A 25,319-nucleotide genomic window follows, 5' to 3' on the forward strand; every position below is an offset into this window, starting at 1 on the left:
CTATCAGTTCGAAACGCTTTGCAGATAAGCGATCACGTCCGCCCGGTCTTCAACCTTGCGCAGACCCGCGAAGCCCATTGTGGTGCCGGGGGCGTAGCCTTTGGGGCTTTCGAGGAAAGCGCTCAGTTCTTCCGGGGTCCAGTCGCCTTCAAGCGAGGTCAGCGCGCCGGAGTAGCCAAAGCCATCCACCGCTGCAATGTCGCGGCCAACCACACCGTCCAGATGAGGGCCGGTGGCGTCGGTGCCGTCAACTTTGTGGCAGGCGGCGCATTTGCGGAAGACTTTGGAGCCGCTGTCGGCATCGGCTTCGGCCATAATGGCAGAGAAATCCACCTCTTCAGCGGCTTCGTCACCGCCGGCATCAGCCACTTCGATCACATAGGATGGCTCGCCATGCGCGTCGGCGTGGTAAATCTCTTCACCCGCCCATTTGCCCAGCAGAAGTACCAACCAGGCGCCAAACACGCCGGCTGCGATTTTGGTCAGGGTCATTGTATCGAACATGCGTCAGGGTCCATCACTTGGTATTGGCACCATGGCCGGGCCACGGTTCTTGGCGTCGTTGCAGGCGTATCTATTGCTTTCCCTTGGCGCAGGCAAGGTGTAGTTACCGCGACCAATTGACCAATCCCGCACCGTTGCTATCAGGATGCTGCCCATGACCCGCCAGACCACCCCGCGCATCGCCTTTCAAGGAGCGCTTGGCGCCTATAGTCACGAGGCTTGCTTGCAGGCTGCGCCCGACATGGAACCGGTGCCGTGTCAGTCGTTCGAAGGGGTCATCCGCGCTGTCCGCGAAGGCCGCGCTGATCTGGCGATGCTGCCGGTAGAGAACACAACCTATGGCCGCGTGGCCGACATCCACCGGCTTTTGCCCGAAAGCGGGCTGCATATAATTGGTGAGGCTTTCGTGCGGGTCCGCATTGCCCTTATGGCGCGTCCTGGCGTTGCCCTGTCTGACATTCAGCATGTGCGCGCTCATCTGGTGTTGCTCCCACAGGCACGTAGCTTCTTGCAAAAACATGGCATTACCTCTGAACCGGCGGCTGATTCTGCGGGCGCGGCGGCGGAACTGGCTGTCTCGGACAGCCTGACAGATGGGGTCTTGGCCAGTGAGGTCGCCGCTGAGATCCATGGGCTGGACGTGTTGGCGCGCGATATCGAAGACCTTGACCACAACACCACCCGCTTTTTGTTAATGGCGCCCGAGATCGACCTGAGCCGCCGCGCAGAGCGAATGCTGACCACCTTCGTATTCGAAGTGCGTAACATTCCAGCAGCGCTTTACAAAGCGATGGGCGGCTTTGCCACGAACGGCGTAAACATGACCAAGCTGGAAAGCTACATGGTCGGCGGATCGTTCACCGCCACGCAGTTCTACGCAGATATCGAAGGCCATCCCGATGACCCGGCGGTGAAACGCGCGCTCGATGAACTGGGGTATTTCACCAATATGCTTGAGATCCTCGGCGTCTATCCCGCTCACCCTGATCGGGGGGCGTCCGGGGGGATGTAACCCGCGGGCGGAAATTCCGCCCCGCAGCGCGTTTAGGCCTGAAGCCTGCGGGCGTGGCGCTCTTCCATGCTGCGGGCATATTCCGCGACGCGCTGCTTGTATTTCTTGGTCAGATTGGTCTTGGCCAGCTTCAGCGATTGCACCCAAAGCCGCGCGGACAGGGTCAGCGGTTTGACCTCAAGCGCCACCAGAATCCGCGTACGGTTGCGCGAAAGAGCCATCAACTCAAACGACATCTGCGCCGCCATCCCGGCAGAGATACTGTCGAGCGCCATTTCATCTGGGCGGTCAAAGGTGACCATCTCGACCGTCATTTCGCGTTTCTTGCCACGCAGGGGGAAAACGGCTTTCCACGTCATGCCCACACCAGGCGTGTGCAAGCTGTCTACCCGTTGCACCTCGGCACCGCGGCGCATGGCAGAACGCTCAAAGCTCTCAAAGTCGCACAACATGGCGAAAACCGCCTCAATAGGCGCTTCGATGTCTTCCTTGGTGGAAAATTTCATGCCGCTCGGTCCAATTCTTCTGCTCTCAATCAACGATTTTCTATCGTTATGTCACGCTATGTTAAAGCAATGTATCCGCAAGCCAGTTTTCCAGCAAGAAATGTGCAATCGCGCCACTTCGGGCCGGCAGCAGGCGCGGATGCGCGCCGGCAAAGACCTCCATCATCTCTTCACGGCTGACCCAAAGCGCATCTTCGATTTCCACCGGGTCGATGGTGATCTCGTGGCTCAGCGCTTCGCCTGCGCAGCCCAACATCAGTGAGGACGGGAAGGGCCAAGGTTGGCTTGCGAGATACTGCACGGCGCCCACCTGCACCCCGGCTTCTTCAAAGACTTCGCGGCGTACGGCAGCTTCCATGGTTTCACCGGGTTCGACAAAACCGGCAAGGAGGGAATACATGCCCTCCGGCCAACCGGGAGAGCGCCCCATCAACACCGAATTGCGATGGGTGATCAGCATAATAACAACCGGATCAGTGCGCGGAAAATGGGCACCGCCGCAGGCGGGACATTGGCGCTGCCAGCCGCCTTGGGTCACGTCGGTTGCCGCCCCGCAGCGGGCGCAATGGCCGTGGGTTTCATGCCAGCCAAGGATCGCCTTGCCGCTGGCCGCCAATTCTGCATCGCGCGGCGACAGCCATGTCATCACGCGCCGCAATTCAGCAAAGACCATGTCATCGCCCAACAACGGATGCCGCTGCTCGCTCGGGTCGAGAAAAGCGCCAAGCTGACCTTGGTCCAGATGTTCGGGCGCCCAGTTGGACAGATCAACGGCAAAGCGTCCGGCCCCATCCTCCCGACCCAGCAAGATCGGCGCGGCGCGCGCCTCGGCAAGAGCGGGGTGGTCCATCGGCAGCCGCACCAGCGCCGCAGGGCGTTCGGGCTGGATGAGGGGCTTGCCGCGCCAAAAGACAATCGCCCGCGCTGCAGGATCAGCCGCAAGTGCGGCCATTGCCGCAGGATCGCCACGCAATTCTCCGGCGCGGTCCAACGCCGATCCTCCAAAGGTGACCGTTTCCGCGTGACGCATGTTTCACCGCCCTCCCGCCGTTATTTGGCTTTAGAATGAAGGCTTGTCACGACCGCTGACCCATAGCAACGCAACGCGGACGCAAATTTCTGATGGTTGCACATCGGTCAGAGGCGTCCTATATGGGGCTTGAGAGGTTGGTGCGGGCAGGCGCCTCGCCAACCCGGTCAGATCCGGAAGGAAGCAGCCGTAACGAGCCCCGCTTGGGTCGTTATCAGCCTCTCACCAACGTCGTATCGCGCAGCGATGCGACGCCCCCGGCAGTCGTTTCGAAGAAACGATGAGAGGGGCGCCCTCCAATTATTCACATAACTTTCCCCGAGATGCCCGCCCGCGGGAACCACGGGCAACGTGCTCCCTCCCCCCTGAGGCGATTTTGCAACGCTTAAGGTAAATGCATCGCTTGCTTATCCTGGGACGCAATGGCGGCTATCGACGGCAGCCTCGCCCCCCAGGGAGGGCGCCCACCTCATCCATTCATTACTCTGCCTTACAACCGATCCGCCTCAAACGTATCGCAAGCGGCGACCTGCCCTGTGTCAAACCCGCGCTCAAACCAACGCGCGCGCTGCTCGGACGTCCCATGGGTGAAAGTATGCGGCTGCGGTACCTGCCCTGCTTGACGCTGTAGATGATCATCGCCAATCATCCGCGCCGCGTTCAGCGCTTCTTGCAGATCGCCCTTCTCCATCAAGCCTTCGACATTCGACGCCCAGATTCCGGAAAAACAATCGGCCATCAACTCCAGCCGCACCGTCAGAGCGTTGGCCTCAACTTCCGACGACTGCTGCCGCATTTGGCTTACCTGCGGCAGCACGCCGATCTCATTCTGTACATGATGCGCAACTTCGTGTGCGATCACATAGGCCGCCGCGAAATCGCCCCCGGCCCCCAGCCGCTGCTCCATCGTGCGAAAGAAGGCAACGTCGAGATAGGCCATCCGGTCCGCCGGGCAGTAGAACGGCCCGGTCGCGCCAGAGGCACCGCCACAGGCGCTTTGGGTCACGCTGTCGAACACCACCAGTTTCGGCGGGGTGTAGGTCTCGCCCAATTGCTCTTGGAAAATGCGGCTCCAAACCTGCTCAGTCGTGGTCAAGACGCGAGCGGCAAAATCAACCTGCGGATCTTCATTCTCGGACAGCGGGCGCGACTGCTGAACCTGTCCGCCGCCCTGCCCGGTCAGCAGCGGGCTCACATCAATCCCGGTGAAATAACCGATCGCCATGACCGCCAGCACGCCAACAAGCCCAAGCCCCCCGGCCTTGCCCGCCCCCCCGCTGCGCCGAATGATATTCTTGCTTCGTCCGATCCCCCGCAAGCGCATGGGCAGCCTCCCGCTATGTCATAGTTTGTTGCCATATGAACGCGCAGGCCGCTAAATGGTTCAATGAGCGATAAAAATGATCTTGCCAAAGACCGCACCGATTGGGCCGAGGACCGCACGATCCTCGCCAATGAGCGCACTTTTGCAGGCTGGATGCGCACCGGCATGGCAGCCGTCGCTGTGGCAATCGGCCTGCGCGCCGTGTTTCGCGAGTTCGAACCGACATGGGTGGCCAAAGCGGTCTCGTCGGTTTTCATCGCCGCTGCGCTCTATGTCTATTGGGCCGCGCAGGCCTCCGCCGCAGAGACCCAAAAGCGGTTGAGCGACCATCATGCCAATGCCCAGCCCAACGGGCGGCTGAAGATCTTGGCCATCATCCTCGCCGTCGCCTCTGCCGGGACCGGAGTGATCCTCTGGATGCTCTGACCTCGGCAAGCCCGGTGGACGCCACGAGCCGGAACGCCTAGTTTGCAGCCTTAACCGAATCCGATCTGGGGCATCATGACAGATACATCCGCCTACCGCGTGCTGGCCCGTAAATACCGGCCCGAGACCTTTGCCGATCTTGTCGGGCAGGACGCCATGGTGCGCACGCTGAAAAACGCATTCGCTGCCGACCGGATCGCGCAGGCTTTCGTGATGACCGGCATTCGTGGCACTGGCAAGACAACCACGGCGCGGATCATCGCTAAAGGGATGAACTGTATCGGACCAGACGGCAACGGCGGGCCGACGACCGATCCCTGCGGCGTGTGTGAGCATTGCACCGCCATCATGGAAGGCCGCCATGTCGACGTGATGGAGATGGACGCCGCGTCAAACACCGGGGTCGCCAACATTCGAGAGATCATCGATTCGGTGCACTACCGTGCGGCTTCGGCCCGCTACAAAGTCTATATCATCGACGAAGTGCACATGCTCTCGACTGGCGCTTTCAACGCGCTGTTGAAAACATTGGAAGAGCCGCCGGAGCACGTCAAATTCATCTTTGCCACCACCGAGATCCGCAAAGTGCCGGTGACGGTGCTTTCGCGCTGCCAGCGCTTTGACCTGCGCCGGATCGAGCCGGAGGTGATGATCGCCTTGCTGCGCAAGATCGCCACCGCCGAGGGGGCCGAGATTACCGATGACGCGCTGGCATTGATCACCCGCGCCGCCGAAGGCTCGGCCCGTGATGCGACCTCGTTGTTGGATCAGGCGATCAGCCACGGCGCGGGCGAGACCGGGGCCGAACAGGTCCGCGCGATGCTGGGTCTGGCCGACCGGGGCAGGGTGCTGGACCTCTTCGACATGGTGCTGCGCGGCGATGCGGGGGCCGCGCTGACCGAGCTTTCGGCGCAATACGCCGACGGGGCAGACCCGATGGCGGTGCTGCGCGATTTGGCTGAGATCACGCATTGGGTCTCAGTCGTGAAAATCACGCCCGACGCCGCCGAAGACCCCACCATCGCCCCCGAAGAACGCGCCCGTGGCCAGCAAATGGCAGAGACCATCCCGATGCGCGTGCTGACCCGCCTGTGGCAGATGCTACTTAAAGCCCTGGATGAGGTCGCCGCCGCGCCCAATGCGATGATGGCAGCCGAAATGGCCGTGATCCGCCTCACGCATGTGGCCGACCTGCCCTCTCCCGAGGAACTGGTACGCAAGCTGCAAAACAGCAGCCCGCCCTCTACTCCAATCGGTGGCGGCGGCGGCAATGGAGCCGCGCAGGGCAACCCCGGCGCACAGGCGGTGCATCAGGCCCAACAGCGCATGGCGTCCAACCCCGGCCCGCAGGGGCAGACCACAGCGCTGGCGCAAGACCTCGACGCCGCCCTGGCCCGTTTCCCGACCTTCGAACATGTGGTCGAGCTGATCCGCGTGAACCGCGATGTGAAACTGCTGGTCGAGGTCGAGACCTGCGTGCAACTCGCCGCCTATCAACCGGGCCGTATCGAATTTGTCCCCACCGACGACGCGCCCCGCGATCTTGCGCAGCGGCTGGGACAAAAGCTGCAACTCTGGACCGGCAACCGCTGGGCGGTGTCGCTGGTCAACGAAGGCGGTGCGCAAACCATCGCGCAAATCCGTGATGCCCGCGAATTAGCGCTGAAAGCCAAGGCCGAAGACCACCCGATGATGCAGGCCGTGCTGGCGCAATTCCCTAAGGCCCGGATCACCGCGATCCGCACGCCCGAAGACCTCGCCGCCGCCGCCACCGCCGAAGCGCTGCCGGAGGTCGAAGACGAATGGGATCCGTTCGAGGACGGTTGATCCCTACCCCCTCACGCCACATATAAACGACAATGCAACAAGGAGACCCCAGATGCTCAAGGGATTAGGCGGCCTCGGCGATATGGCCGGGATGATGAAAAAAGCGCAGGAAATGCAGGGCAAAATGGCCGAACTGCAAGAGGAGATGCACAACATCACCGTCGAAGGTGAATCCGGTGCGGGCCTCGTCAAAGCGACCTGTAGCGCCAAGGGTGAGTTGAAGGGCCTCGATATCGACCCATCGATCTTTAACAAGGACGAGAAAGAAGTCGTCGAAGACTTGATCCTCGCCGCGATCAAAGACGCCCAGAGCAAAGCTTCGGAGCGTGCGCAGGCCGAGATGAGTAAGCTGACCGAAGGCATGGGTCTGCCCGCAGGTATGAAACTGCCTTTCTAAACGGTTGGGGCGGAAACGCCCCTTCCCCTTTCCCGAATAGGTGCCATCCTTGAGCTCTACCCGCGACATTGACGCCCTGATCGAGCTTATGGCGAAACTGCCCGGCCTCGGCCCTCGTTCGGCCCGGCGCGCGGTGCTGCACCTGATCCGCAAGCGCGCGCTGCTGCTGACGCCTTTGTCCGACCTGATGCAGACCGTCGCTGCCACGGCGCGGGAATGTCTCAACTGCGGCAATGTCGGTACCGCTGATATTTGCGACATCTGCACATCGGAAAAACGTGCCAATGGCGAGCTTTGCGTGGTTGAAGACGTCGCCGACCTCTGGGCGATGGAACGTTCGGGTGTGTTTAAGGGACGGTATCATGTGCTCGGCGGCACGCTCTCGGCGCTTGATGCGATTGGCCCGCAAGAATTGCGTATTCCGCGACTGGTGGACCGGATCGATACCGAAGGGGTGACCGAAGTGATCCTCGCTTTGAACGCCACCATCGACGGACAAACCACGGCGCATTACATCGCGGATCAGTTGGAGGGCCGGGTGCGGCTCACGTCGCTCGCGCAGGGCGTTCCGATTGGCGGTGAGTTGGACTACCTCGACGACGGCACAATCACTGCCGCTATGCAGGCCCGCAAGTCGCTTTGACCCCCTGGAATCAAAGCGGGCCGCCTGCCCCTCCCAAAGCTGGCGGCCCTTTTCCCGGCGACGCTAATCGGCTTTCAGAGCACGATCACATCAAGCGGCGGAAATCCGTTAAATCCAACCGAACTGTACGAGCTTGTGTAGGCACCGCAAGCGCGAATCATCACTTTATCGCCATCTTTTAGCGCCAAAGGCAGGTGGATCGGGCGTTTTTCATAAAGAATATCCGCTGAATCGCAGGAGGGGCCGGCCAAAACGCAGGGTCCGGTCTCTTCGCCGTCATGCGGCGTGACGATCTGATAACGAATCGCCTCGCCTTCAGTCTCAGCCAGACCCGAAAAACGCCCGATATCAAGATAGACCCAGCGGTGCAGATCATCGGCGGATTTGCGGCTGACCAGCATGACTTCGGCGGCGATATGCCCCGCCTCGGCCACCAGCCCCCGGCCCGGCTCTGCCATCACTTGCGGCACATCGCCAAAGCGAGCTTTGACGGCATCCATCACAGCCTCCGCATAAGCGCGGGGTGCCTCGATGCTTTCGCCATAGAAAGCCGGGAAGCCACCACCGAGGTTCAGCAATTGCAGGTCATGCCCATCCGCACGGGCGGCGTGCCAAAGCGGCGCCACCTGATCTAATACGGGGTTCCAGAACTCGGCCTTGCGGGTTTGCGAGCCGACGTGAAAGGACAGGCCATATGGCACGAGGCCCACCGCAACCGCATGGTTCAGCAGCGCAGGCAGCGCCGAACCGGCACAGCCGAACTTCCGGCTAAGCGGCCAGTCAGCCATGGAATTTTCGACGATCAGACGCAGGTAGACCCGCGCCCCCGGCGCATGGGTGGCGATCTTGTCCAACTCGGCTTCGCTGTCAGCCGCGAACAGGGTCACGCCTGCCGAATGGGCAAAGGCGATGTCGGAGGCGCGTTTGATGGTGTTGCCGAAAGAGATGTTCTCAGGCTTAGCCCCTTGGCTAAGGCAAAGCTCAATCTCGGCACGCGATGCCGCGTCAAAGCCGGAGCCTTTTTTGACCAGCAGACGAATGATCTCCGGGGCCGGGTTCGCCTTCACCGCATAGTGGATATGAGCCGCGCCCAGACCCTTGTGCAACGCGTTATATTGCGCGGCGACACGATCACGGCTGATGACCAGCGTGGGTTTGTCAAAGCTGTTGGCAGCGATATAGGCCGCGGCCGGATCGGAAAAGGCGGGGGATGCGGCGCGCAAGGCGCCGGGGACGGTAGCGTTCATGGTCATCTCCAAAGAGCAGGTGGGGCTGGTTCCCCGCGTGTCGTTTCAAGAGACGTTACCGTCGCTACATAAACGCGGGTCAGTCAGGGTAGGAACTGACCGGCCAGAGGCGCGTGCGTTGGCGTCTGTAAGGCGCCATGTACGCCGTTCTAGGATTCGTACAAGGGGTAAAATCGGGCTTTGCGGAAATAGTTAGTCATCTTTGTCTTCCCAGTCTTCGCCGATGGGGTCGCGATCTCTTTTGCGTTCCTCTTTGATCATATCTTTGGTCTCTTGTTCCTCTTCTGGATCGCTCTCCTCAGGGTCGCTTTCAGCGGCTTCGGTCTTGGCCAAGGCCAGCACGAACCACATGGGGAAGTGATCCGATCCAATCTTATCCAGCCGGTCCATTTCCAGCAGGCGGAACTGCGGGTCGTGGAACAGGTGGTCCAGCGGCCAGCGCATCCATGGCATTGTCGCGCTGAACGTGTTGTACATGCCGCGCCCCACGCGCGGGTCCAACAGGCCAGAGAGCCGCTGAAAACGCCGGGTCGTGGTTGACCAAGCCACATCGTTCAAATCGCCCGACACCACGGCAGGCAGCGGATCCTTTTCAGCCTCTATGCCGACCAAGGCGATCTCGCTGTCGCGTCCCTTTGTATCATGTTCGATAACAGGCGGTTCGGGATGGACCACATACAAGCGGAAATCCTCGCCCACTGGCAGATGCACCCGTGCGCGGATCGAAGGCACCTCGCGGGTCACGAGTTCGCGCACCTCCACCTCCGACAGCGGCAGTTTGGACATGACGCAAAGCCCATAGCCGTTATCAAGCGGCACATCGATGCGCTGCGCGTAATTCTTGCCCAAGCTCTCATCCAGCGCGTCGATCCAATCCTGATCCACCTCAATCGCCATGAAAATATCCGGCACCCGCGCCTCCACGAGGGCGATGAGCTTGCCGTAGTCGCGGTTGGACTTTTTCACGTTCGCGGCCAGCAGGCTAAAGTGACGGTCTGTCTCTCGACGTAGGTCTGGCGAGGCGGCGAGCGATTGCTTGCGCCAGAGCGGGGTGAATTTGGTGATATAAAGCGCCTGAAGTGCTGCAACGCCAAGCATCAGCGCGATGCCGATCATCCCAGAGGTCGTCGTCGGTCCCTGTATTGACGCAAAGGCCACGGCCAACAGCAGAGCCAGACCGAGGAATTGCTCACGTGGGAAAGCCAGCCCCCGGATCGCGCCGAAAGGCACTTTGCTCAGCGGCAGCAGGGTGCAAAGTATCAGCACCCCCGCCACTCCCCAGATCATCCAGCTCAATGCCGTTTCCAAACCATCCCCCGATGCGACACAGCTTTTCATCAAAACAAAACAGGGCGCCGGAAAAACCGACGCCCTGTCACTTTAACACATCCTTGTGGCGAAAGTTCCTTTCGCCGTAATGCCTGAAGCGGCTTAGCCTTTGTCCTTATCCTCAGCGTCGTCATCTTCATCAGAGCTGTCGGGCAGCGAGAAGAAGCTGTCGGCGTCAGAGTAATCGCCTTTTGCGTGGTCGTCTTCGTCCTCATCATCCGCGCTGTTGCCGGAGAGGGTGAAGGTTTCCAGCCCTTCGATGGCCGTGGGTATTTTCGGCTCATTATCCATGCCAAGGCTCTGCTCGGTCGACACCAGCTTGCGGCGCTCGTCGTCGTTCATCACTTCGCCCGCAGCGGCCTTTTTCGCGGCAGCCTTTTGCACGGCGGCGTCAAGCTCGGACTGTTTGCACAGGCCCAAAGCAACCGGATCAATCGGCTGGATATTGGCGATGTTCCAATGCGTGCGCTCGCGAATCGCTTGAATCGTTGGCTTGGTGGTGCCCACCAGTTTGCTGATCTGACCATCGCTGAGTTCGGGGTGGAATTTGACCAACCACAGGATCGAGGCCGGACGGTCCTGACGTTTGCTGAGCGGTGTATAGCGCGGGCCACGGCGTTTCTCTTCGCCCTCGGCGGCAGCGTTGAACTTAAGCTTCAGCTTGTGCAGCGGATTGTTTTGCGCCGCGTCAATTTCTTCTTGCGTCAACTGGTTGTTGGCAACCGGATCAAAACCCTTCACGCCCTGCGCCACATCACCATCGGCGATGCCCTGCACTTCCAACTCATGCATGCCGACGAAATCGGCGATCTGCTTGAAGCTGATGGTGGTGTTGTCCACGAGCCAGACGGCGGTGGCTTTGGCCATAATCGGTTTTGCCATGTCACTCTCCTAAAAACGCAATTTTCCCGTCGCCTGAAAGGCTGTCCTGCTTGGCAGAACGGTCTTCATTGTCGGGGAAGTTGGCGGCTGTATACTGGCTCAAACATCATAAGGAAAGACAAAATGCAGTTCCTGCGCGCCTGCCTGCTGATCCTCGGGCTGCTTGCCCCGACTGCCGCACTGACTGACGGGGAGCGCGCAGGCGTGTTTGACTACTACGTTATGTCGCTGTCGTGGTCACCCAATTGGTGCGAATTGACAGGCGATGCACGCCAATCCCCGCAATGCGATGCGGACAAAAATCACGGTTGGACCCTGCACGGCCTCTGGCCGCAGTTCACGCGTGGCTACCCGTCATACTGTCAAAGCGGACAGCGCCCGCCCAGCCGCAGCCAGACCAGCGCAATGGCTGATATCATGGGCACCGGCGGCTTGGCGTGGCACCAATGGAAGAAACACGGCTCTTGCAGCGGTCTGAACCCGGCGGACTATTTCGCCCTGTCGCGAAAGGCTTATGCTCGCATCAACCGGCCCGAGGTTTTTCGCAAACTAGACCGCACGGTTAGCCTACCGGCTTCCGTGGTCGAGGATGCGTTCTTGAAAGCGAACCCTGACCTGACTGCCCAAGGCATTACGATCACCTGCAAGCAAGGCCATATTCAAGAGACGCGTATCTGCCTGTCACGTGACCTCAATTTCATTCCCTGTGGCCCGGACGTGCAGCGCGATTGCAGCCTTGATGACGCTCTGCTCACGCCGCTGCGCTAAAGCGTTCGTGTGAAAACGGGAGAGGCGTAATTTCCTCTCCCGCAATCAATGCCTTTCGGCTCTCCAGCACGGCGACCGGCGTCCCGTTCGACCGCGCCTTAAGTTAACAAAGTGTTGGTTAACAATTCGTTACTGTCAAATTTTTATTGATCGCCCCCAGCGCCCGGCTCGCCGCCAACCTTCAACACGATTTTGCCGATATGGCCGCTGGCCTCCATCCGGCGATGCGCATCATTCGCTTGCTCATAATCATAGGTGCTGTCCATCACCGGGGCGATACGGCCAGAATCCAGCAGCGGCCAAACGTTTTGCAGCAGTTCCTCGGCGATCCGCGCTTTGGCGAGGTCGCTCTGGGGCCGCAGGGTTGAGCCTGTCATGGTCAGACGGCGGGTCATCAACGTGGCGAAATTCACCTCTTTCTTGGCTCCTTGCAGGAACGCGATTTGCACCAGCCTGCCGTCCTCGGCCAAGGCCTTGAAGTTCCGGTCAATATAGCTGCCGCCGACCATATCAAGGACGACATCCGCCCCGCCTTCGGCCTGCATGACATCCACGAAATCCGTATCCCGGTAATTGATCGCCACCTCGGCTCCGAGCTTCATACAGGCCGCGCATTTGCTGTCTGTCCCGGCGGTCACAAAGACCCGCGCGCCCAAAACGCGGGCCAGTTGGATCGCGGTTGTCCCGATGCCGGAAGAGCCGCCATGGATCAGCACCTTTTCCCCGGCCTTAAGCCCGCCTCGCATAAATAGGTTGGACCATACGGTGAAGAATGTCTCAGGCAGACAGGCCGCCTCTTTCAGCCCCATCCCACTGGGGATCGGCAGGCAATGTGCCGCGGGCGTGGCCACATATTCTGCATAGCCACCACCGGGCAGCAATGCGCAGACCAGATCACCCGGTGCGAGTGTGGTCACCCCCGGTCCGACCTCAACCACTTCGCCCGACGCCTCCAACCCAGGCAGATCGCTGGCCGTAGCGGGCGGCGCATATTTGCCGGCACGTTGCAGTGCGTCGGGACGGTTCACCCCGGCGTAGGCGACCTTGATAACGATTTGTCCGTGTTTCGCTTGGGGACGCGGGCGAGTGGTGCTTTGAAGAACATCTGGCCCGCCGGGTTCCGTGATTTCGATTGCGCGCATGGTCTCTGTCATGTCTGAAGTATCCTCGGGTCTGGTTTTGCCGCAGCCTAACGGCGCGTCTCAGAGCATGCACCCGGAATTTCCACACCCGCGACAAAGGGAGGGGCGGATGGGCGTGCAGGATAGGTTTGTATGGCACGACGCGGCGCGGCTTTTTCACGGCACGCAGGAAGTGCCTCGTGCACCAATGTCGCATGGCACGCTGTTCCGCCCCCTGCCCGCGACCCCCGCGGCTGAGGCTTTGCCAGCCCTGACTGCCGCCCTTGCGGCATGTGCGCCCTTCTGCCTGAGCGACCACGCCCTGCCCGCCAACCTCACCTGTCCCCTGGGGGGTTTCCTGACCCTCACCGGCGGCGCATCAGGCCAGCCCAAAGCGGTGCGGCGCAGTCAATCGTCGTGGATCGCCAGTTTCGACGTCAACGCCGCCCGGTTCTCCCTCCGCCCCGCTGACAGCGTTGCTGTGTTAGGTCAGCTTAGTCACTCGCTATCGCTCTATGCTGTGTTAGAGGCGCTGCACCTTGGGCTTGATGCGCATTTCTTAGCCGATCAATCCCCCCGCAGCCAGGCAGCACTTATTGCGCAAGCGGGCGCCACGATCCTCTACGCCACGCCGACGCAGTTGCGTTTGCTGGCACGCGGGGCGCGGGGGCCGCTTTCTTCGTTGCGGCTGGTGCTTTGTGGTGGCGGCGCATTGGATCCGGCGACGCGCACGGCGGTTGAAGCGCTTTGTCCGAATGCCGCACTGCATGTGTTCTATGGCGCGGCAGAGACAAGCTTTATCACCTTGGCCGATGCGCAGACCCCCGCCGGATCGGTGGGCCGCCCCTACCCCGGCGTTGCGCTGCGTCTTCTGGATGAGGCCGGAGACCCCACTTCAGGTGTCGGCGAAATTTGGGTCCGCAGCCCCTACCTTTTCAAAGGATACGCGATGGGGAGCAGCGCCGACACCCGCTGGCGCGATGGTTTTGTCAGCGTGGGTGAGATGGGCAAACTGGACGCCGAAGGCAATTTGTGGATCAGCGGGCGCCGGCAGCGCATGGTACAAATCGCCGATCAACTGGTCTTTCCCGAGGTGATTGAGGCGCTGATCGCTTCAAAGGCAAGCGTTGCCTGTGCCGTCCTACCGCGCGAGGATGCCCTGCGCGGGCATCATCTTGTGGGCGTGGTCGAAGGCACAGAAAGCGCGGCGCTCGCAGACCGGATTATCGCAGACTGTCGCGCCGCGGTTGGCAGGCTCGTCGCGCCACGGCGCGTCTATTTCACCCAAAGCCTGCCGCTGCTTCCCTCGGGCAAGATCGACCTACGCGCCCTGTCCGACTGGTTGGAGGCGCAGCCGTGAGCGGTGCTTTTGTCATCTCAGCCTGTCGCAGCGCGGTTGCCCCACGCGGGGGCGCCTTGGCGCATTTGGCGCTGCCAGACCTCGCCGCCCCCGTGCTGCGTGGTGCATTGACCCGCGCCGGTCTTGCGGTTGAGCAGGTGGACGAAGTGATCTGTAGCACCGCCATTGGCCCCGGTGGCAACCCGGCGCGGAGCATCGCCCTCGCGGCGGGACTGCCGGAACATATCGCGGGGCTCAGCATCGATCGGCAATGCGCGGGGGGCTTGGATGCGCTGGCGCTGGCCGGGCAGATGATCCTAAGCGGCGCGGCGGATGTTGTCGTGGCAGGCGGCGCTGAAAGCTATTCGCGCCAACCTTTGCGCTATAAAACCTTTGCCGATGGCCGACCGCCCGAACCCTATCGGCAAGCCCCCTTCACCCCTTGGCCCGACCGCGACCCAGATATGACCGAAGCCGCAGCGGCGCTTGCTCAGTCATTGGGGATCGACCGCGCGGCGCAGGACGCATGGGCGGTGGAGAGCCACGCAAAAGCCCGTGCACATCCGCCGCGGGACGCGGAAATCCTGCCCCTTGCGGGGCTGACGCAAGATGCATTTACACGCCGATTGACGCCCGCGCTGTGCCAACGCGCCAAGGTGCTCGCCGGAGACATCACCGCTGCCAATGCCGCTGTCGCAGCGGACGCTGCGGCCTTTTGCGTGGTGGTCTCAGAGCGTGTCGCCGCGTCCCTCCCGACGCCCAAAGTTGCCCTTTTGGCGACGGCCACGAAAGGCGGCAGACCAGAAGAGCCGGGGCTGGCGCCGCTGGTGGCAATTGAAGACGTGTTGCGGCGCGGCGCATTAACAGCGTCTGACCTCGACCTTGCAGAGATTATGGAAGCCTATGCCGTACAGGCCATCGCCTGTGTCACCGGAGCCGGGATCGTGCCGGAGATCGTGAACCTCGGTGGCGGGGCGCTGGCACGGGGGCATCCGATCGGCGCTTCGGGGGCGATCAATGCGGTCCGGCTGTGGCATGAATTGGTCGCGCGGGGCGCTGGCACCGGGCTGGCGGCAATCGCGGCAGCGGGAGGGATCGGCTCGGCCGCGTTGATGCGATTGTGAGGGCCCGCCCCGAAACAGGGCGGGCCGATAGGGTCAGGCGCGCGACAGCAGGCTCGCCGGGCGTGCCTTTGCCAAGCCGGAGGTGATGAAACCTGCCAGAACGGCTTTGATCAGATCGCCGGGGATGAAGGCCTGTACCAGCAGCGTTGCTTCGACCACGGTCTTATTCAAGGTCATCATCATCCCGAAAATGCCAAAGATATAGACCACCAGCGTGCCGCCGATCACCGAAGCGACCCCAGCGGCGAGGCCAACTGGTGCGCTGCGCCACTGGTCCATGATGAAACCGGTCACAAAAGCGCCGATTGGAAAGCCGACAAGGAAGCCCACTGTGGGCGAGGCAAAGACGCCCAAACCACCACGACCCCCGGCCAGAAGCGGCAAGCCAAGGGCCACCAGCCCAACAAACAGCAGAGCCGCCAGCCCGCCGCGCCATGCGCCCAGCACGGTGCCGCAGAGCATAACGCCCAGCGTCTGTGCGGTGATGGGTACGCCAAAGCCAAGCGTGAATTTCGGGATCAGGCCCAGAGCCGCGATAAGAGCGGCGAAAAGGGCGATCATGGTCAGGTTGCGTTCCATGGGGGGTGTCCTCGGTTTGATTTTAGCATTTGGGTAAGCCAGCCCCTCGCCCCGGTCAAGCGCTCAGAGGCCACCGCGCGCCCGCAGGGCTTCGGCCACATGTTCGGCGTCATCGATGGCCAAGACGGTGAAGGGCATGATGATCCGCCACCCCGCCCGCCGACGCGACCGCGCCCGCCACGCGAGGGACAGCATCTGCCCCTTTGACGCTAAAACCGGCGTGAAACGCACCACCAGTGCCACGGCGAGCTCAAGGCTACGGGTGCGCACGCCAAACCGGCGGAGCGGCGCTGCAAGCCAGCGCACTACACCCATCATATCGCTGAGCTTGGTCGTCATGGTAACGAGGTTCGCCAAGCCCACGGCGGTCCCCATACGCAATGCGATGACCATCCCCACCCCGAAATCGTCGGTCAGCAGGTGCCATAGCAGAATAAGCGCGACAAAGGGCCAAAGCATCCGCAGCCGCCCCAAACCGACCCGCAGAAAGGCCCGCCCCGGCAAGGCATAGAGCAGCAACATTCCGGCGCAGAAAGCGAACTGCCATGCTGGGTCCTCCACCGCGAAAAGCACAAGTGTCGCGGCACAAAGCGCGGCGAGCTTGGCACCCGCCGGCCAGTGATGGGCGCGGGTCTCAACCGGCGAGGTCAGAGAGATCATCTCGCGCCCCCAATTCCCGCATCCGCGTTTCAAAGTTGCGCAACACCGGACGGGCGGCGCCTTGTTCTGCGACCTCGCCCTGCTCCAACCACAGGATATGATCGTAATCGGCCACCGCTGCCGGATCATGGGTGATATGAACCAGCGTAAGGACCAGCCCAGCCAACACCCGCTCCAGATGCAGCCGCGTTGGAATGTCGAGCCCGGCAAAGGGCTCATCCAGCACCAGCACCCGAGGTTGCATCGCCAGTACCGCCATCAGACAGACCAACTGCCGCTGCCCTTGGGAAAGCTGGTGGATCGAAGCCTGCGCCCAATGCCGCCGGTCAAACTGATTAAGGATCGCGGTGACACCCCGCGCCGCTTCAGCCTTGGACTGGCCCATTTGGTGCAACCCAAAGGCGAGCTCCTCTTCCACAGTCGGAAAGATGATCTGATGGTCCGGGTTCTGAAATAGGATGCCAATGGCCCCAAGTGCGCGGCGGCGGTCACGCGCCACATCGACGCCGTTGATCCGCACTTGCCCTTGATCGGCAGTCACAAGCCCCGACAACACCCGCGCAAAAGAGGTCTTGCCAGAACCATTGCGCCCGACAATCCCAACCCGCGCCGCGTCGGATTGCAGGCTCACATCTCTCAGCACCGGCACGCCGCCGGGGGTGTAACTGATTTTATCAATGTCGATGAGCGGAAGGGTCGGGCTGGTCATCGCGCGCCTGTGTGAAACCAAGTGCCCTGCCCTAACATCTGCTGCGCGGACGGGAAAGCCCACCGTGTCTTTTGCTTAGCGCGGTGGGGTCCAGCGGCCCGGCAGGTCTGCATCACGCGTGGAGCGTGGTGCCTTGATATGACTCAAGAACCAATTCGGCCCTGCCATCAAACGGCTGAGCGTCGGGCTTTCGCGGACCTGCGCTTTGAGCTTTTCGATCTGCATCACATCGTCGATCCGGCGATCAAGGAAGGACCATGTGGCACCATGCCCCTCGCTGCTGTCGCCCAGCCAATAAAGCAATGTCGCGGAATAGACGCCAGCCAGTGTGGCCCGTTTGCTGTACCAATTCACATCATCCGAAGTGTCGCCCAAGGCGGTCCAAATCGCGTCACAGGTCTCCCAGATCAGCCGCGCCCCTTCGGGTGCGTGATGTGGCAGCGCAAAAAGCGTGCTGCCCCGGCGAATGATCTCGCGGTCACCCGCCTCTAGCCGCAGGCGTAGCGCTTTGGCGATCCGGTCGCGAAACCGCAAGTTAGACAGGTCTGCATCGGCCAAACCTTTTAGCATCTGGGCGTCGCCGCGCTTGTGATAGGCCACGGCAAGATCCACCGCACCGCGCGGGCAGATTGCGCGGGCCACAGCAGGGTCCAGCCCGCTGTCTTTTACCGCAGCGTTGAACGTAGCGGACGACCAGCCGTCAAACGGCACATGCATCAACGCGGCATCAAGCAATTGGTCTTTGGGGTCTGCTTTCGGCGGGGTCATGAGACGCTCCTTTCGGGGCCGTATGGGGTGGACAAACAGGATATAGCTTGCTATAGGCCCATTTCCTGCAATTCCTTGCAACTTTATCCTAGAAAGGTGGTGACAACCACATGCAGGTTAGTGTTCGCGACAACAACGTCGATCAGGCCCTTCGGGCTCTGAAGAAAAAGCTACAGCGCGAAGGCGTTTTCCGTGAAATGAAGCTCAAGCAACATTTCGAGAAACCGTCCGAGAAAAAAGCGCGCGAGAAAGCTGAAGCGATCCGCCGTGCCCGTAAGCTGGCACGCAAAAAAGCGCAACGCGAAGGTATGATGTAAATCATTCCCGCGACACGCGACAGATATAGAACCCCCGGTGCCTGACGGCAGCGGGGGTTTTGTTTATGGGGGAGAGCAGTTGGAGCCGGGCAGCGCCAGACCGCGGGGTGGCGCTCGAAACTTCAGCAATTGGGCAGTTTATGGCAGCGGCAATAGCCCTGAGACCGCGGGACGGCACTACCCTAGCAAAAGCGCCAGCTCCCCGCACCAGAGATGCGCATTCGAATGATGGCACGCCTCTGGCGTGACGGGCGGTCTGGCGCTGCCCAGCGGGCATACGCCCTTGATTCCGGGCTGATGTGCTACGGTCGGCCGATGTGCCTTCTAGCTACACCGGCAGCGCCGTGGTCTTACACACTGTCCTAAGCGCGAAACTCGATTGCATCTGCGCTACCCCTGGCAGCCGCGCCAGATGCTGACGGTGTATCCGCGCAAAATCTTCGGTGTTCTCGGCCACAATCTTCAACAGATAATCCGCTGTCCCCGCCATCAGATGGCACTCCAATACATCGGGAATCCGCGACACAGACTTCTCGAAGGCCTCCAACACCTCCTCGGCCTGCGCCTGCAGGGTAATCTCGACAAAGACCGTCGTCGGCATATCCAGCTTGCGCGGGTCCAGCAGGGCGACATAGTCACGGATATAGCCCTCCTTCTCCAACCGTTGCACACGTCGGTGGCAGGCAGAGGGCGACAAATGCACCACGTCTGACAGGTCGGAATTGGACATCCGTCCATCGCGCTGTAAGGCGCGCAAGACACGTCGATCGATCTCATCCAAGGGCATATCCGCAATACTTTCGCGTCAGACTTCAGTAATACGAAATACTATTCGAAGATAGCGCAGATTGGCGACCCTAATTTCGCAGGGATATGCAGAGATATTGTGATATTTCTGTTCCCCTACGGAGGAGGAGGAACCCCCAATGAAAATCGGATGCCCGACAGAAATCAAACCGCAGGAATTCCGCGTCGGCCTCACGCCAAACGCCGCACAGGAGGCTATCGCCCACGGGCATGACGTCTATGTGCAGGCGGGCGCCGGGGTCGGCGCGGGATTTGAAGATGCGGATTATACCGCCGCTGGCGCGACCATCATCGACACGGCAGAGGAAATCTTTGCCAAAGCCGATATGATCGTGAAGGTCAAAGAACCGCAGGCCGGAGAGCGCAAGATGCTGCGCGAAGGGCAGTTGCTCTTTACCTACCTGCACCTTGCGCCAGACCCGGACCAGACCCATGATCTGCTGGCTTCCGGCTGTACGGCCATCGCCTATGAAACTGTGACCGACCGCAATGGCGGTCTGCCTCTGCTGGCCCCGATGTCCGAAGTCGCGGGCCGCTTGGCGCCTCAGATGGGTGCCTGGACCTTACAAAAGGCCAATGGTGGCCGGGGTGTGCTGATGGGCGGTGTTCCCGGTGTTGGTCCGGCCCGCGTTATGGTGATCGGTGGCGGCGTTGTGGGCATCAACGCGGCACGTGTGGCGGCTGGCATGGGTGCTGATGTTACGGTTCTGGACCGCTCCCTGCCCCGCCTCAGCCTGCTGGACGATCTGTTTCAGGGGCGGCTCAAAACGGGCTATTCCTCTACCGGCTTGGTGGAACAACTGCTGCCAGAAGTCGATATGGTGGTCGGCGCAGTGTTGATCCCCGGAGCCGCGGCGCCCAAGCTGGTCAGCCGCAAGCAGATGGCGATGATGAAACCGGGCGCGGTGCTGGTGGACGTCGCCATTGATCAGGGCGGCTGCTTTGAGACCTCCAAAGCCACGACCCACCAAGACCCGATTTATGAGGTCGACGGCATCATGCACTATTGCGTTGCCAATATGCCCGGCGCCGTTGCCCGCACCGCCACCATGGCGCTGAGCAACGCCACCATGCCCTTCATGCTGGCGCTGGCCAACAAAGGCTGGAAACAAGCTTGCGCCGATGATCCGCATCTGAAAGCGGGCTTGAACGTCCACGCGGGCAAGCTCACCTATGCCGCCGTGGGTGAAGCGCTCAGCATCGACAGTATTTCTGCGGATGACGCCATCGCGGCCTAATACCGTCTGCGCCTAAAACCAAAAGGCCCGCCGCGAGGACGGGCCTTTTCCAGGGGTCTTTGGTGTCTGTCACCGGTTTTTCAGCGCGTCTCTGATTTCGAGCAAAACATCGACTTGCGAAGGGGCGGTTTGCACTTCGGGTGCGACCTCATCCGGCTTTTCCGCCGCAGATTTCACCTTGTTGACCATCTTGACCAAGATAAAAACGACAAAGGCGATGATGAAGAAATTGATCACCGCCATAAGAAATGAGCCATAGGCAAAGACCGATGCCCCCGCCTCCCGCGCCTGTTCGAGCGAGGCATTTGGCGGCACGTCACCCGAGAGCACTGCGTAGTTATTGGTGAAATCCACCCCGCCGGTGAACAGCCCGATGATGGGGTTAATCAAATCCGCCACAAGCGACGACACAATGGCCGTAAAGGCCGCACCGACGATAATCCCCACAGCCATGTCCATGACATTGCCCTTGGCGATGAAGTCCTTAAATTCCTGAATCATTGCTTCGTCCCTCCGATATGACGCGGACCTTTTTGGTCTTTCCGGGAAATAGTGGAGAGCGAAAGCCGTTCGGGTCAATCTTTGTTTACGCTGTGCCGCGCATTTAGGCGGGCGAACCCAGCGGTTTAGCGGGAGAAGGACACCTTCATCACCGCCCCGCCAGCCCCAAAATCGGCCTCCAACCGGCCATTCAATTGCTCAGCAGCGGAGGTCATTAGCATTTTGCCAAGACCGGTGCTGTCAGCGCCCGATACCTGCCCGCAATGACCGCCGCCGCTGTCGCGACATTCAAGCAGCCAGCAGTCTTCGCCCCGGGCACGGAGCGAGAGCGTGATCTCCCCCGCTTGATCATTGGGGAACGCATGTTTGATTGAATTGGCGACGAATTCACTGACGATCATACCGATGGCCGAAGCCTGCATGACGTCCAGTTCCCCCTCATCCGCGCTGGTCATGATAGCGACGCTCTCCGGCGCACCCGCCGCCAACAGCTTGCCCAATTGCGTGAGAAATGAAACCGTCTGCACCGTGCCTTCGCCATCGCGGGTCATCAATTCGCTGTGCAGGGAAGCCACCGCGCCGAAGCGCCGTTCAACCAGCGCCAAGACATCCTTGGCATCAGGATCGTCCACCTTGCGCGTGGCCATGCGCAGCAAAGACGCGATGGTTTGAAAGGAGTTTTTAACCCGGTGGTCCATCTCGGCCCGCAGAGCGGCTTCAAGCCGGATTTTCTTGCGCAACTCCAGTTGCATCATCACATGCCGCGAAAGAGTCTGAAGCGCCTGTTTCTGAAAATCGTTGAGATGGCGCGGCTTGGTGTCCAGCACACAGAGTGTCCCGATCACCTGCCCATTGGGCGCGACAAGGTTTGCCCCGGCATAAAACTGAACTTTGGGATCGCCAACAAAAAGCGGATTATCGACGGTGCGAGGGTCCGCGCCCATATCAGAAATTTCCGTGAATTCCGTGCTCAGGATCGCATGGGAGCAGACCGATTGATCCAAGGTCGTCTCCTGAGGCTCAAACCCGACCCGCGCCTTGAACCACTGCCGCCCCTCATCAACCAAGCTGATCAGCGAGACCGGCGTATCGCAGATTTTCGAAGCAAGCTCGACAATATCGTCGAAATCAGCCTCCGCTTCGGTGTCCAGAACATTATAGGAATGCAACGTCTTAAGACGCTCATCCTGTTTGGGGGGCGTGTCGGCTAAAATGAACCTTGTCCTTTTCGTCTTGGCGCGCTGCAATCCGCGCGCAATCGAGTGACGTCTGTAGCCGCTGATCCGACAGAGGCTCGCATAGGCATTATTTTAGTCTGCGCCTTCGCAGCGTCCAGCCCGGGATCGAGGCGATTCGCTCTGGGGGACTTGATTAATGTTAACAACCGCCCTTTTGCCAGATCATCACCCCGGCAAAGCACCAGTCAACACATAGCGCAGAATTTCTACCACCTGTGCTGGCTCGGAGGCAACAGCCAGAGCTGCCGCATCTACTTCCTTAAGCGCATGGGCGTGATCGGCGCCGTGCAGGACGATCAGCGACTTGCCAAGCGCCGCCGCATAGCCCGCGTCAAAGGCTGCGTTCCATTGCTTGTATTCATCGCCAAAGCGCACCACGACCACATCTGCCTCGGCGATCGCCTTGCGGGTGCGGATCGCATTGATTTGTGCGCCCTTGCGGTCGTGCCAGAACTTGTCATCCTCGGCCCCAAGGATCGCCACGCCGCAATCATCGCTGGCGGCGTGGTCGGTGACCGGCGCGGTGAAGGTCACGTCGAGCCCTTCGGCTCCTGTGATAATCTGTTCGCGCCAGTCGGTATGAATTTCACCAGAGAGATAGACTTTCATCGTTCCGCCCTTTCGTTCAGCCGCGCAGCACGCCGCCTGTGGCTTTGGTGACTTTTTCGACAACCTTAGCGCCAACCGCTTCGATATCGACATCTTTCAGCGTCTTGTCAGAGGGCTGCAAGCGCACTGTGATGGCAAGGGATTTCTTACCTTCGCCAAGGCTGCCGCCGATGAATTCGTCAAACACGCGGACATCTTCGATGAGATTTTTATCCGCGCCCTTGGCCGCGTTCACCAGCGTCAGTGCCTCGACATCAGCATCGACGACAAAGGCAAAGTCACGCTCGACCGCCTGAAAATCGCTGATCTGCAGGGCCGGGCGCGTGGCACCGGATTTGCGGGGCAGCGGCACTTCGGCGGGGTAAATGGTGAAAGCCATCGCCGGGCCTTTGACATCCATCGCGGCGAGCACGCGCGGGTGCACTTCGCCAAAGACACCGAGCACCTTTTTCGGGCCGAGGCAGATTTTGCCATGACGGCCCGGATGCCACCACTCCGCCGCGCCGCGCAGGATTTGCACCTTGGCGGGCGCACCGATGGCCGCAAGCACGGCTTCGGCGTCGGCTTTGGCGTCAAACACATCCACTGCCCGCGCAGCACCATGCACGTCACGTGGCCCAGTGCGGCCTACGAGCAGGCCGCTCACCATCATCTGCTCTTCGCCCGGCTCACCACCGGAGAAGGCCGGACCCACCTCAAACAGCGCCATATCGGCAAAGCCGCGTGCCCGATTGCGGGCGGCGGCCTGCAACAGGCCGGGCAGCAGATCGGGGCGCATGTGGCTCATGTCCGACGAGATCGGGTTTTCGAGGCGAGTCTCCTCTGTGCCGCCGCCAAAGAGCGCGGCAGAGGCTTGGTCGATGAAGCTGTAGGTTACACATTCGTTGTAGCCGAGCGCCGCCGCCGTGCGCCGTGCGGTCACCACGCGGCGTTGCATGGGCGAGAGTACAGGGCGCGGCACGCCTGCGGTCAGACGCGGCAGCGGCTTGCCTTCCAGCTTGGTGAGCGAGGCGATCCGCGCCACTTCCTCAACCAGATCAGCTTCACCCTGCACATCGGGCCGCCAGCTTGGCACCTGCGCCATGTCGCCGTCGAGTTGGAAACCAAGCGCGGTCAGCGTCTGGCGCTGGTCGCTTTCGGGGATCGTCATGCCGACGAGCGATTGCACCTTTGCCGCGTCCAGCTTGTAAGCGCGGCGGGTGTCCGGCACTTGGCCGGCAACCACAACCTCAGACGCCTCACCGCCCGCGTGATCCAAGATCATCCGCGTCGCGTGTTCGATGCCATAAGGCGTCCACGCCGGGTCCACACCGCGCTCGAAACGGTAACGCGCGTCCGAGTTGATCTTGAGCGCACGGCCTGCATAGGCGATCTGCACCGGGTCCCAGTAAGCGCTTTCGACAAAGACGTTCACCGTGTCTTCGGTCACGCCTGTCGCTTCGCCGCCCATGATGCCCGCGATGCTTTCGACACCATTATCATCGGAAATGACCATCTGCCCCGCTTGCAGGGTGTAGGTCTTTTCATCCAGCGCCGCGATCTCTTCGCCGCCCTTGGCACGGTGAACGCGCAGGTTGCCCTTGACCTTATCAGCGTCAAAGACATGCAGCGGGCGGTTGCGGTCAAAGGTGAAGAAGTTGGTCACATCGACGAGGAAGGAGATCGGACGCAGCCCAATCGCACGCAGACAATCCTGCAACCACTGCGGGCTGGGGCCGTTCTTCACGCCCCGGATCACGCGGCCATAGAAGACCGGGCAGCCGTCCAGCGTGTCTTCGTCAATGCTGACGTTAATGGGCGAGGCAAAGCTGCCTTCGACCGCATCACAATCACGCGGTTTCAACTTGCCCAAGCCCCGCGCCGCGAGGTCCCGCGCAATGCCCCGCACGCCGAGCGCATCGGGGCGGTTGGGGGTGATGGCGATCTCGATCACCGGGTCGACCTTCGCGGGGTCATTCTCGGCCAGCCAATCAATGAAACGGTCGCCGGGCTTGCCCGAGGGCAATTCGATGATGCCGTCGTGCTCTTCGCTGAGCTCCATCTCGCGTTCGGAGGCCATCATGCCGAAGCTCTCCACGCCGCGAATTTTGCCGACGCCGATGGTCGTGTCGATCCCCGACACATAGACGCCCGGCTTGGCCACGACGACGGTGATCCCCGCCCGCGCGTTCGGCGCGCCGCAGATGATCTGCATGACGCCTTCGTCGGTTTCCACCTGACAGACGTTCAGCCGGTCGGCATCGGGGTGTTTCTCGGCCGATTGCACATAGCCGAGGGTAAAGTCAGCCAGCTTCGCCGCCGGGTTCTCGACGCCTTCAACTTCGAGGCCGAGGTCGGTCAGGGCATAGGTGATCTCATCAATCGACGCCGTGGTGTCGAGATGGTCCTTGAGCCAGGAGAGAGTGAATTTCATG

The 25,319-nt window shown here is 61.1% G+C and carries 27 protein-coding genes and 1 other RNA gene; 11 read left to right on the forward strand and 17 right to left on the reverse strand.

What is annotated here, in order from left to right:
- Nucleotides 1-3: 3 nt before the first annotated feature.
- Nucleotides 4-504, reverse strand: coding sequence for a c-type cytochrome (locus HTT03_RS15060; protein ID WP_174860604.1), 501 nt, complete (start codon nt 502-504; stop codon nt 4-6).
- Between the two features lie 154 nt (nt 505-658).
- Here HTT03_RS15060 and HTT03_RS15065 point away from each other — a divergent pair, with 154 nt between their 5' ends.
- The gene (locus HTT03_RS15065; protein ID WP_174860605.1) at nt 659-1,516 is read left to right on the forward strand and encodes a prephenate dehydratase; all 858 of its coding nucleotides are present in this window, start codon (nt 659-661) and stop codon (nt 1,514-1,516) included.
- Nucleotides 1,517-1,548: 32 nt separating this feature from the next.
- Here the strand turns inward: HTT03_RS15065 and HTT03_RS15070 are convergent, their stop codons facing one another.
- Both HTT03_RS15070 and nudC read right to left on the reverse strand, forming a co-directional pair.
- A complete protein-coding gene (locus HTT03_RS15070; RefSeq protein WP_174860606.1) occupies nt 1,549-2,022 on the reverse strand; it encodes an SRPBCC family protein in 474 nt (157 codons plus the stop codon).
- A 61-nt stretch (nt 2,023-2,083) separates the two neighbouring features.
- Nucleotides 2,084-3,052: an NAD(+) diphosphatase gene (gene nudC, locus HTT03_RS15075; RefSeq protein WP_174860607.1), complete on the reverse strand. Its 969-nt coding sequence runs from the start codon at nt 3,050-3,052 to the stop codon at nt 2,084-2,086.
- Nucleotides 3,053-3,182: 130 nt separating this feature from the next.
- On the opposite strand from nudC, the gene ffs reads away from it, so the two are divergent.
- An RNA gene (ffs, locus tag HTT03_RS15080) (signal recognition particle sRNA small type) lies at nt 3,183-3,280 on the forward strand.
- A gap of 262 nt (nt 3,281-3,542) precedes the next feature.
- On the opposite strand, the gene ypfJ is transcribed toward ffs, so the two are convergent.
- Entirely contained in the window at nt 3,543-4,376 is an 834-nt protein-coding gene (gene ypfJ / locus HTT03_RS15085) for a KPN_02809 family neutral zinc metallopeptidase (protein WP_174860608.1), read from the reverse strand.
- Nucleotides 4,377-4,439: 63 nt separating this feature from the next.
- Between ypfJ and HTT03_RS15090 the strand changes: the two genes are divergently transcribed.
- From HTT03_RS15090 to recR, 4 genes are all read left to right on the forward strand, one after another.
- Nucleotides 4,440-4,802, forward strand: coding sequence for a YidH family protein (locus tag HTT03_RS15090; RefSeq protein ID WP_174860609.1), 363 nt, complete (start codon nt 4,440-4,442; stop codon nt 4,800-4,802).
- A gap of 75 nt (nt 4,803-4,877) precedes the next feature.
- Nucleotides 4,878-6,629 (forward strand): DNA polymerase III subunit gamma/tau, encoded by a 1,752-nt coding sequence (locus HTT03_RS15095; protein WP_174860610.1) that lies wholly within the window; start codon nt 4,878-4,880, stop codon nt 6,627-6,629.
- Between the two features lie 52 nt (nt 6,630-6,681).
- A complete protein-coding gene (locus HTT03_RS15100; RefSeq protein ID WP_007118099.1) occupies nt 6,682-7,026 on the forward strand; it encodes a YbaB/EbfC family nucleoid-associated protein in 345 nt (114 codons plus the stop codon).
- Between the two features lie 49 nt (nt 7,027-7,075).
- A complete protein-coding gene (recR, locus tag HTT03_RS15105; RefSeq protein WP_174860611.1) occupies nt 7,076-7,669 on the forward strand; it encodes a recombination mediator RecR in 594 nt (197 codons plus the stop codon).
- A gap of 74 nt (nt 7,670-7,743) precedes the next feature.
- Here recR and HTT03_RS15110 read toward each other — a convergent pair whose 3' ends face one another.
- From HTT03_RS15110 to HTT03_RS15120, 3 genes are all read right to left on the reverse strand, one after another.
- Nucleotides 7,744-8,922: a type III PLP-dependent enzyme gene (locus tag HTT03_RS15110; RefSeq protein ID WP_174860612.1), complete on the reverse strand. Its 1,179-nt coding sequence runs from the start codon at nt 8,920-8,922 to the stop codon at nt 7,744-7,746.
- 186 nt (nt 8,923-9,108) lie between these two features.
- Nucleotides 9,109-10,203 (reverse strand): endonuclease/exonuclease/phosphatase family protein, encoded by a 1,095-nt coding sequence (locus tag HTT03_RS15115; protein ID WP_246253612.1) that lies wholly within the window; start codon nt 10,201-10,203, stop codon nt 9,109-9,111.
- A 144-nt stretch (nt 10,204-10,347) separates the two neighbouring features.
- Nucleotides 10,348-11,127, reverse strand: a complete 780-nt coding sequence (locus HTT03_RS15120) for a DUF1013 domain-containing protein (protein ID WP_174860614.1) — start codon at nt 11,125-11,127, stop codon at nt 10,348-10,350.
- 123 nt (nt 11,128-11,250) lie between these two features.
- On the opposite strand from HTT03_RS15120, the gene HTT03_RS15125 reads away from it, so the two are divergent.
- Nucleotides 11,251-11,895 carry a ribonuclease T2 family protein gene (locus HTT03_RS15125; RefSeq protein ID WP_174860615.1) on the forward strand — a complete coding sequence of 215 codons (645 nt, stop codon included), beginning with the start codon at nt 11,251-11,253 and terminating at the stop codon, nt 11,893-11,895.
- 143 nt (nt 11,896-12,038) lie between these two features.
- On the opposite strand, the gene HTT03_RS15130 is transcribed toward HTT03_RS15125, so the two are convergent.
- Complete coding sequence (locus HTT03_RS15130) at nt 12,039-13,049, reverse strand: NAD(P)H-quinone oxidoreductase (protein ID WP_174860616.1); 1,011 nt, start codon at nt 13,047-13,049, stop codon at nt 12,039-12,041.
- Between the two features lie 103 nt (nt 13,050-13,152).
- On the opposite strand from HTT03_RS15130, the gene HTT03_RS15135 reads away from it, so the two are divergent.
- Nucleotides 13,153-14,376 (forward strand): AMP-binding protein, encoded by a 1,224-nt coding sequence (locus HTT03_RS15135; RefSeq protein WP_174860617.1) that lies wholly within the window; start codon nt 13,153-13,155, stop codon nt 14,374-14,376.
- Complete coding sequence (locus HTT03_RS15140) at nt 14,373-15,479, forward strand: acetyl-CoA C-acyltransferase (RefSeq protein WP_174860618.1); 1,107 nt, start codon at nt 14,373-14,375, stop codon at nt 15,477-15,479. Before HTT03_RS15135 ends, HTT03_RS15140 begins: the two co-directional genes overlap by 4 nt.
- Before the next feature lie 33 nt (nt 15,480-15,512).
- Here the strand turns inward: HTT03_RS15140 and HTT03_RS15145 are convergent, their stop codons facing one another.
- The 4 genes from HTT03_RS15145 to HTT03_RS15160 all read right to left on the reverse strand — a co-directional run bounded on the left by HTT03_RS15145 (nt 15,513) and on the right by HTT03_RS15160 (nt 18,195).
- Nucleotides 15,513-16,058, reverse strand: a complete 546-nt coding sequence (locus HTT03_RS15145) for a biotin transporter BioY (RefSeq protein ID WP_174860619.1) — start codon at nt 16,056-16,058, stop codon at nt 15,513-15,515.
- A 63-nt stretch (nt 16,059-16,121) separates the two neighbouring features.
- Nucleotides 16,122-16,718, reverse strand: coding sequence for an energy-coupling factor transporter transmembrane component T family protein (locus tag HTT03_RS15150; RefSeq protein WP_174860620.1), 597 nt, complete (start codon nt 16,716-16,718; stop codon nt 16,122-16,124).
- Entirely contained in the window at nt 16,693-17,427 is a 735-nt protein-coding gene (locus HTT03_RS15155; protein ID WP_174860621.1) for an energy-coupling factor ABC transporter ATP-binding protein, read from the reverse strand. Before HTT03_RS15155 ends, HTT03_RS15150 begins: the two co-directional genes overlap by 26 nt.
- Before the next feature lie 75 nt (nt 17,428-17,502).
- Nucleotides 17,503-18,195 (reverse strand): COQ9 family protein, encoded by a 693-nt coding sequence (locus HTT03_RS15160; protein WP_174860622.1) that lies wholly within the window; start codon nt 18,193-18,195, stop codon nt 17,503-17,505.
- A gap of 110 nt (nt 18,196-18,305) precedes the next feature.
- Here HTT03_RS15160 and rpsU point away from each other — a divergent pair, with 110 nt between their 5' ends.
- A complete protein-coding gene (gene rpsU, locus HTT03_RS15165; RefSeq protein WP_007118112.1) occupies nt 18,306-18,512 on the forward strand; it encodes a 30S ribosomal protein S21 in 207 nt (68 codons plus the stop codon).
- A gap of 328 nt (nt 18,513-18,840) precedes the next feature.
- Here the strand turns inward: rpsU and HTT03_RS15170 are convergent, their stop codons facing one another.
- The gene (locus HTT03_RS15170; RefSeq protein ID WP_174860623.1) at nt 18,841-19,299 is read right to left on the reverse strand and encodes an Lrp/AsnC family transcriptional regulator; all 459 of its coding nucleotides are present in this window, start codon (nt 19,297-19,299) and stop codon (nt 18,841-18,843) included.
- 139 nt (nt 19,300-19,438) lie between these two features.
- Here HTT03_RS15170 and ald point away from each other — a divergent pair, with 139 nt between their 5' ends.
- Nucleotides 19,439-20,557, forward strand: coding sequence for an alanine dehydrogenase (ald, locus tag HTT03_RS15175; protein ID WP_174860624.1), 1,119 nt, complete (start codon nt 19,439-19,441; stop codon nt 20,555-20,557).
- A gap of 69 nt (nt 20,558-20,626) precedes the next feature.
- On the opposite strand, the gene mscL is transcribed toward ald, so the two are convergent.
- The 4 genes from mscL to pheT form a co-directional block, all read right to left on the reverse strand.
- Nucleotides 20,627-21,058: a large conductance mechanosensitive channel protein MscL gene (gene mscL / locus HTT03_RS15180; protein WP_174860625.1), complete on the reverse strand. Its 432-nt coding sequence runs from the start codon at nt 21,056-21,058 to the stop codon at nt 20,627-20,629.
- 125 nt (nt 21,059-21,183) lie between these two features.
- Nucleotides 21,184-22,227: a histidine kinase dimerization/phosphoacceptor domain -containing protein gene (locus tag HTT03_RS15185; RefSeq protein ID WP_174860626.1), complete on the reverse strand. Its 1,044-nt coding sequence runs from the start codon at nt 22,225-22,227 to the stop codon at nt 21,184-21,186.
- A gap of 234 nt (nt 22,228-22,461) precedes the next feature.
- Nucleotides 22,462-22,905 (reverse strand): YtoQ family protein, encoded by a 444-nt coding sequence (locus HTT03_RS15190; protein WP_174860627.1) that lies wholly within the window; start codon nt 22,903-22,905, stop codon nt 22,462-22,464.
- 16 nt (nt 22,906-22,921) lie between these two features.
- Nucleotides 22,922-25,318, reverse strand: coding sequence for a phenylalanine--tRNA ligase subunit beta (gene pheT, locus HTT03_RS15195; protein WP_174860628.1), 2,397 nt, complete (start codon nt 25,316-25,318; stop codon nt 22,922-22,924).
- Nucleotide 25,319: the final 1 nt, after the last annotated feature.

The organism is Sulfitobacter maritimus, assembly GCF_013346665.1.
Taxonomy (GTDB): Bacteria; Pseudomonadota; Alphaproteobacteria; order Rhodobacterales; family Rhodobacteraceae; genus Sulfitobacter; species Sulfitobacter maritimus.